At 57.2% G+C, this 7,192-nt stretch carries 6 protein-coding genes; 2 read left to right on the top strand and 4 right to left on the bottom strand.

Annotated elements, in window-relative coordinates; all coding sequences use genetic code 11:
- Positions 1–22: 22 nt before the first annotated feature.
- From ACTIKR_RS19705 to araD, 3 genes are all read right to left on the bottom strand, one after another.
- Positions 23–742, bottom strand: coding sequence for a GntR family transcriptional regulator (locus ACTIKR_RS19705; protein ID WP_193087350.1), 720 nt, complete (start codon positions 740–742; stop codon positions 23–25).
- A 182-nt stretch (positions 743–924) separates the two neighbouring features.
- Positions 925–1,641 carry a ribonuclease activity regulator RraA gene (locus ACTIKR_RS19700; RefSeq protein ID WP_193087351.1) on the bottom strand — a complete coding sequence of 239 codons (717 nt, stop codon included), beginning with the start codon at positions 1,639–1,641 and terminating at the stop codon, positions 925–927.
- A gap of 13 nt (positions 1,642–1,654) precedes the next feature.
- Complete coding sequence (gene araD, locus ACTIKR_RS19695) at positions 1,655–3,388, bottom strand: L-arabinonate dehydratase (protein ID WP_193087352.1); 1,734 nt, start codon at positions 3,386–3,388, stop codon at positions 1,655–1,657.
- 271 nt (positions 3,389–3,659) lie between these two features.
- On the opposite strand from araD, the gene ada reads away from it, so the two are divergent.
- Positions 3,660–4,739, top strand: coding sequence for a bifunctional DNA-binding transcriptional regulator/O6-methylguanine-DNA methyltransferase Ada (gene ada / locus ACTIKR_RS19690; RefSeq protein ID WP_193087353.1), 1,080 nt, complete (start codon positions 3,660–3,662; stop codon positions 4,737–4,739).
- Positions 4,740–5,020: 281 nt separating this feature from the next.
- Entirely contained in the window at positions 5,021–6,679 is a 1,659-nt protein-coding gene (locus ACTIKR_RS19685) for a 3-(methylthio)propionyl-CoA ligase (protein ID WP_226816469.1), read from the top strand.
- A 5-nt stretch (positions 6,680–6,684) separates the two neighbouring features.
- Here ACTIKR_RS19685 and ACTIKR_RS19680 read toward each other — a convergent pair.
- The coding region (locus tag ACTIKR_RS19680) for a substrate-binding domain-containing protein (protein WP_442328785.1) at positions 6,685–7,192 on the bottom strand (508 nt) is incomplete at its 5' end.

The raw sequence follows: 7,192 nt of genomic DNA, 5'->3' as shown, positions 1-7,192 counted from the left end.
GATGTGGGCACCGCCAGACTGCTCAATACTCTGCAGGCGGCCTTGTTGTGACTTCGTTGTCCATCCGAATCCACTGCGGGTGCGCATGCAGGATCTGTTCTACGTATTCAAGCGTCACTGATAAATGTTCGCGCAAGCGCTGCTGCGCCTGCTCGGGCGCATGGCCGGAAATGGCCTGCACAATCAGTCGATGATCGCCGACGATGCGTTCCAGCTTGCCGGATACCGGCAGATGCAGGCGACGCAGTCGGTCCAGGTGTCCGCTATTGCTGTGCACCAGATGCCACAATGCGTCTTTTCCTGCCGCTCGAAAAAGCACACGGTGAAATTGCGTATCGGCCTGGCTGAAAGCGCTCAAATCTCTGGCGGCGCGCAAGGCGTCCTGTTGCTGTACCAGCGCCTGCAATGATCCGATTAAGCTCGGTTCATGCGATTGGGCCAACTCCCGCACCAGTTCCAGCTCAAGGGACTGGCGCAGAAAATGGGCTTGTCTGGCCAATGTGAGGTCAATCAGGCTGACCCGCGTCGATGCCTGTGGATAGATATCCACCAGCATTTCTGCAGCCAGTTTCAGCAATGCTTCGCGTACCGGTGTCTGGCTGACCCCGTAGCAGTCGGCCAGTTCGGCGCGTGAAAGCAGGGCGCCTGGAGCCCATTCCAGAGCAATGATTTTCTGGCGCAGTAACTGGTACAGTTGCGGCGCTGCCTGGCGGCTGCGATCAAGTGGCGTGGTCGGTATCATGTTTTATGCCGATGGGCGGTAATGTGACCGCTGCAATCGCGATGTAATAGGTCATATGGCATGCTCAATACTAATACGCTCAGGGCCGCAGATGATCAATAAACCCGTTGATCAACGGTAAGCGGTACCTGTTGCGCACAGACCGCTTTGGCAGCGCTGCTGATTTTTTTGCGTTCAAAATGCTATCTGCCGTTGCGCTGCCGCCAGGCGGAAAAATCGGTTTTTGCCTGTTCGTCGGTAGCCGGATACAGCCCAATAATGGATCGGCCCTTGAGTACCTCTTCGGTGACAAAATCTTCGTACACGGTCATTTCTATTGCCTCGGCTGCAATGTCCTGCGCCAGATGCGCAGGGATGACAACGACCCCCTCGGCATCGCCGACGATGACATCGCCGGGAAAAACAGCGACGTCGCCGCAGCCGATAGGCACGTTGATGTCCAGCGCCTGATGCAGGGTAAGATTGGTGGGCGCAGACGGGCGATTGTGATAGACGGCAATATGCAACTTGGCAATTTCCGGTGAATCACGAAAGCCGCCATCGGTGACTACACCGGCCACACCGCGCTTCATCAGCCGGGAAACCAGAATGGAGCCGGCCGAGGCGGCCCGCGCATCCTTGCGACTGTCTATCATCAGCACCGCGCCTTGCGGACACTGATCAACCGCAACCCGTTGCGGATGGCTGCGATCCTGAAAGACGGTAATGGGGTTGAGGTCTTCGCGTGCCGGAATGTAGCGCAGCGTGTAAGCCTCGCCCACCATGTTCGGCAAATCGGGGTTGAGCGGATGGACGTCCTGAATGAACTGATTGCGCAGGCCGCGCTTATACAAGGCAGTACACAGTGTGGCGGTGCTGACGATCGCCAGCTGTTTGCGAACTTGTGGGTCAAGGGCCATGATGATTTCCTGATCAGTAAATGCTGGGTTCGTTGTTGGGGGCGCCGAAGCTGGTTTCCAGAAAGTCAAAATCACAACCGGCATCAGCTTGCAGAATATGCTGCGAGAACATCCAGCCGTAGCCGCGTTCGAAGCGGCGTTCGGGCGCGATCCAGTCTGCTCGTCTTGCCGCCAGTTCCCCATCGCTGATTTCAAGGTGGATACGACGGGCGGGAACATCAACGGTAATCATGTCGCCGGTGCGCACCAGCGCCAGATTGCCGCCGACATAGGACTCGGGCGCCACATGCAAAATACAGGCGCCGTAGCTGGTGCCGCTCATGCGCGCATCGGACAGGCGCAGCATATCGCGCACGCCCTGTTTGATCAGCTTGACCGGGATCGGTAGCATGCCCCATTCGGGCATCCCCGGGCCACCCAGCGGGCCGGCATTGCGCAACACCATAATGTGCCCGGGCGTGACATCCAGATTTTCGTCATCCACTGCTGCTTTCATGCTTGGATAATCGTCAAAGACAAGCGCGGGGCCGGTGTGTTGCAGGAACTGCGGTGCGCACGCGCTGGGTTTGATCACGCAGCCGGACGGCGCCAGATTGCCGCGCAGCACGGCCAGTGCGCCTTCGGGATACAACGGGTTGTCCATGGGACGAATCACGTCGTCGTTATACACTTGCGCGTCTTTGATGTTTTCTGCCAGTGTCTGGCCGGTAACGGTCATTGTCCCACCCTGCACATGGTCGCCAAGACGACGCATCAGACCTGGCAGGCCACCCGCGTAATAAAAATCTTCCATCAGATAGGTACTGCCGCTGGGGCGTACATTGGCAATGACCGGCACCTTGCGGCTGGCCGCATCAAAGTCATCCAGCGTGACTTCACAGTCGGCGCGACGCGACATGGCAATCAGATGAATGACTGCGTTGGTGGAGCACCCCATGGCCATTGATACGGCGATGGCATTCAGAAAACTGGTTCGGGACAGAATGCGCGCCGGCGTTAGGTCCTCCCATACCATGTCGACGATACGGCGACCGCAAGCGGCCGCCATGCGAATGTGGTTGGCGTCGACTGCGGGAATCGATGATGCGCCGGGTAGCGTCATGCCGATGGATTCGGCGATGGCGGTCATCGTGCTGGCGGTGCCCATCGTCATACATGTGCCTGCGCTGCGGGCAATGCCGCCTTCTACGCCAATCCATTCGGTTTTGCTTATTTTGCCGGCGCGTCGCTCATCCCAGTATTTCCACGCATCCGAGCCCGATCCCAGAATTTTTCCCTGCCAGTTACCGCGCAGCATGGGGCCGGCAGGCAGATAAATACAGGGCAGTCCCGCACTGATGGCGCCCATCAACAGCCCGGGCGTGGTTTTGTCGCAGCCGCCCATCAATACCGCGCCGTCTACCGGATGGCTGCGCAGCAGTTCCTCGGCTTCCATGGCAAGCATATTGCGATACAGCATGGTGGTGGGCTTGACGAAGTTTTCCGACAGGGAGATGGCCGGCAATTCTATGGGAAAGCCTCCGGCCTGAAAAATACCACGTTTGACATCTTCCACTCGTTGCTTGAAATGCGAATGGCAGGGATTGATATCCGACCAGGTGTTCAGGATGGCAATGACGGGGCGGCCCTCCCAATCTTCTGGCGCATAGCCCATTTGCATGATGCGGGATCGGTGTCCGAAAGAGCGCAAATCATCCGGGGCAAACCAGCGGGCGCTGCGCAGCGAATCATAGGTACGTTTTGACATGGTGAGTTACCTTGGGGGCAAAATAATGAGGTTGGTGCCATTGAAACATTAATATATCAGTTGGTATATTCGGGATATCGATGAGAGCAGGGCACCCCGGCGGGCCGCGATTACATTTGTCGATATGCGTTCATATAGCGAGCAGGCGGACGCCCGAGAGTTCGCTGCCGACCGTGCCGTTTTCTGATAATTCAATCGCAAGAAAACGATTGCTTGCGATTGAATTGCCCTCTATTCTGATCATGACGGCCATACTTCCAGGAGATCGATCATGACATCAACCCAAGCACACGCCCAATTTACTTCCGATGAAGCTCGCTGGCAGGCCGTGCAAAGTCGCAATCGAGATGCGGACGGACAATTTGTCTATGGTGTAAAGACCACGGGGGTGTATTGTCGGCCCAGTTCTTCGGCCCGCCTGCCACAGCGAAAAAATGTCGTTTTTTTTGATACGGCGCAAGAGGCCGAGGCAGCAGGCTATCGCGCCAGCCGCCGCGCGCGGGCGGACCGGACTGCCGCCGCAGACGAACGTGCTGACCTGGTGGCCAGGGCCTGTCGACAAATTGAATCGGCGCAAACGCCGCCCAGCCTGGATGAGCTGGCGGCACAAGCCAATATGAGTCCATTTCATTTTCATCGCGTTTTCAAGGCTGAAACCGGTGTCACACCGAAAGCCTATGCATCGGCCTGGCGTGCCAGGAAATTGCGCGATGAGCTGGGATCGTCAGTCACGTCGATTACAGACGCAATCTATACGGCAGGCTTCAATTCCAACAGCCGCTTTTACGAAGCGTCCGAGCAGTTGCTGGGTATGCGCGCCCGGGAATATCGGGCTGGTGGGCAAGGCGCTGTCATCCGGTTTGCCATCGCGCAATGTTCGCTGGGCGCCATTCTGGTGGCGCAAAGCCACCGTGGCATCTGCGCCATTATGCTGGGTGATGATCCCGATATGTTGTTGCGCGACTTGCAGGATCAGTTTGCCAGGGCCCAGCTTGTTGGGGGCGATGCCGCCTTTGAGCGTCTGGTGGCGCAAGTGATCGGTTTTGTAGAGACGCCGTCTGTGGGCCTGAACCTGCCGCTCGATGTCCGTGGTACGGCTTTTCAGGAGCGAGTGTGGCAGGCATTAAGGGATGTACCAGTTGGTACGACCGTCAGTTACGGTCAGATTGCCGAGCGGATCGGGGCGCCCACCGCTGTGCGCGCCGTTGCCCAGGCTTGTGGCGCCAACCGCATTGCCGTTGCCATTCCCTGTCATCGCGTGGTCAGGCGCGATGGCGATATTTCAGGCTATCGCTGGGGCGTAGAACGCAAGCGCCAGTTGCTGGAGCGGGAAGCGATCACGCAACCGTGATCGGCGGCATGAAGGCGTTGTTACCTTGTGGCTGCTTATTGATCGCTATCGCAGGGTCGGAAGATGAAGTCTGTTATTTGATCTGTGTCGGGAATAGCTCTGGCGGCGGCATATATGACCCGCCGGTGGCTGATCGTCGTGGAATCGGCAATTGAATAATTGAACAATTGTGGGACAATAATCGCGTAGCGGGTGCTGCATTGGGCGGATCTGGCAATTGGCTCGCCGGGGCAAGCATCGAACGTGAGGGTGGACAGAATAAATCCAAAAGAGAGAGACTTATGACAGATGAAATACAGATGGGCCTGATGCAACCGCATCCATTGCTGATATCGTCGCTAATTGTTCATGCCGAGCGCCATCATGGCGATGGTCAGATTGTCTCGCGCCGCGTTGAGGGTGATTTGCATCGCTATCACTGGCGCGATGTGGCACGCCGTTCCCGGCAGGTAGCGCGTGCGCTTGACGCCATGGCCTTGCCGCTTTCTGCGCGGGTGGCCACGCTTGCCTGGAATGGCTACCGGCATCTGGAACTTTATTTCGGTGTCAGTGGATCGGGCAGGGTGTTGCACACCATTAATCCGCGCCTGCATCCCGATCAAATCGCCTGGATTGCCAATCATGCCGGTGACCAGGTCTTATGCTTCGATCTGAGCTTTCTGCCTCTGGTGCAGGCGGTGCATGGAAAATGCCAGACGATCAGGCATTATGTTGCGCTATGCGACCGTGACGCGTTGCCCTCGGACAGCGCAATACCCGGCCTGATCAGTTATGAGCAATGGGTCGAAGAACAATCGGACGACTATCACTGGCCGCAGTTTGACGAGAATGCCGCTTCCAGCATGTGCTACACCAGTGGAACCACAGGCAATCCGAAAGCGGTCATGTACAGCCATCGTTCAACGCTTTTGCATGCCTATGGGGCTGCGCTGCCCGACTCCATGGCAATATCGGCTCGGGATGTAATTCTGCCCGTGGTCCCTATGTTCCATGTCAATGCCTGGGGCATTCCCTATGCGGCGGCACTGGCCGGCAGTACGCTGGTCTTCCCCGGCCCGCTGTTGGATGGAAAGTCGGTCTACCAACTGATGGAACAGGAGGGGGTGACATTTGCCGCCGGTGTGCCGACCGTATGGCAGATGCTGCTTGATCATGTTAAAGGCGAAGGCCTGCAATTTTCCACCCTCAAGCGTACCGTGATTGGCGGGTCGGCGTGCCCGCCGGCCATGATACAAGCGTTTCAGGAGCAGTATGGGGTCGAGGTGATACATGCCTGGGGAATGACCGAGACCAGCCCGCTGGGAACGCTGTGTACGCTGAAAAATAAATCCCTGATGTTGCCTGAGGAAGAACAAATGAAACTGCGGCGCAAGCAGGGGCGGGTGCTGTACGGGATTGACTTCAAAATTGTTGGTGACGATGGTGGGGAATTGCCGTGGGACGGCAAAACATTTGGCGATTTGCATGTCAAGGGGCCCTGGGTGGTGCGCGACTATTTCCCCGGCACAGACAATGCGGCATTGGTGGACGGCTGGTTTCCCACAGGGGATGTGGCGACCATCGACGCCGATGGCTATCTGCAGATCACAGACCGCAGCAAGGATGTGATCAAATCCGGTGGCGAATGGATCAGCTCGATTGATATCGAAAACATTGCCATGGCGCATCCTGCCGTGCAACTGGCTGCCTGCATCGGTGTCAGTCATCGCAAATGGGACGAGCGCCCGGTTATCGTGGTTGTCAGGCGCGAGCAAATGGCGCTCGACAGGGACGAACTGCTACAGTTTTATGAAGGCAAGATTGCCAAATGGCAAATACCGGATGAGGTCATATTCGTGGAGGCCATCCCTCTGGGCGCTACAGGAAAAATGCTCAAATCCAAAGTCAGGCAGATGCCCGAGGTTGCAGCCTATTGCGCACTTGCGGCCAGTCGACAGTAACTACGTCAGCGCGTGGTTTTTTCCCAGATCATCTCTGCTGCGACAGACAGGGGTTCCTTGGAGCGATACAGGCGCACTTCGAAAGGCACTTCATTTTGCCTGCCGCCCAAGACGCGCAGTGTTCCTGATGTGCAATCTTGCGCAACCACGGACCAGGGCAGCCAACCGATGCCACGACCTTTTTTGATCAACGCCCAGGCCACTTCCACTGAATCGCAATAGGCCACCGGCGCCAGCGCATAACTGCTCGCACGCAGATGGTCGCTCAGGATATGGTGCAGTGACAATGTATTGAGATAGGTTACGTGAGGGATGGGCGTGAATTCGTCAAGCAGATCATAGGCCGTCTCACTGTATTTGGCGGCGCTGCACACGGGCACGAATCGGTCTGCACCCAATTGCAGGTACTGGAAACTGGCGGTCGCGACCGGGATAGATAAATTGGGGTGCTCGTAGCAGCACAGAAAATCCACTTCCTCTCGTTGCAGCAGGGTGACCATATCCGGCGTTGAC

It is taken from the genome of Advenella sp. (genome assembly GCF_052108595.1).
GTDB lineage: Bacteria > Pseudomonadota > Gammaproteobacteria > Burkholderiales > Burkholderiaceae_B > Advenella.
The sequence above is the reverse complement of the archived record's forward strand: the minus strand, read 5'-3'. Positions and strand labels throughout refer to the sequence as shown.

Excerpts from the sequence above, each read along its gene's own strand:
- ACTIKR_RS19705 (WP_193087350.1), bottom strand. The coding sequence starts at position 742 with ATGATACCGACCACGCCACTTGATCGCAGCCGCCAGGCAGCGCCGCAA.
- ACTIKR_RS19685 (WP_226816469.1), top strand. The coding sequence starts at position 5,021 with ATGACAGATGAAATACAGATGGGCCTGATGCAACCGCATCCATTGCTG.
- araD (WP_193087352.1), bottom strand. The coding sequence starts at position 3,388 with ATGTCAAAACGTACCTATGATTCGCTGCGCAGCGCCCGCTGGTTTGCC.
- ACTIKR_RS19700 (WP_193087351.1), bottom strand. The coding sequence starts at position 1,641 with ATGGCCCTTGACCCACAAGTTCGCAAACAGCTGGCGATCGTCAGCACC.
- ada (WP_193087353.1), top strand. The coding sequence starts at position 3,660 with ATGACATCAACCCAAGCACACGCCCAATTTACTTCCGATGAAGCTCGC.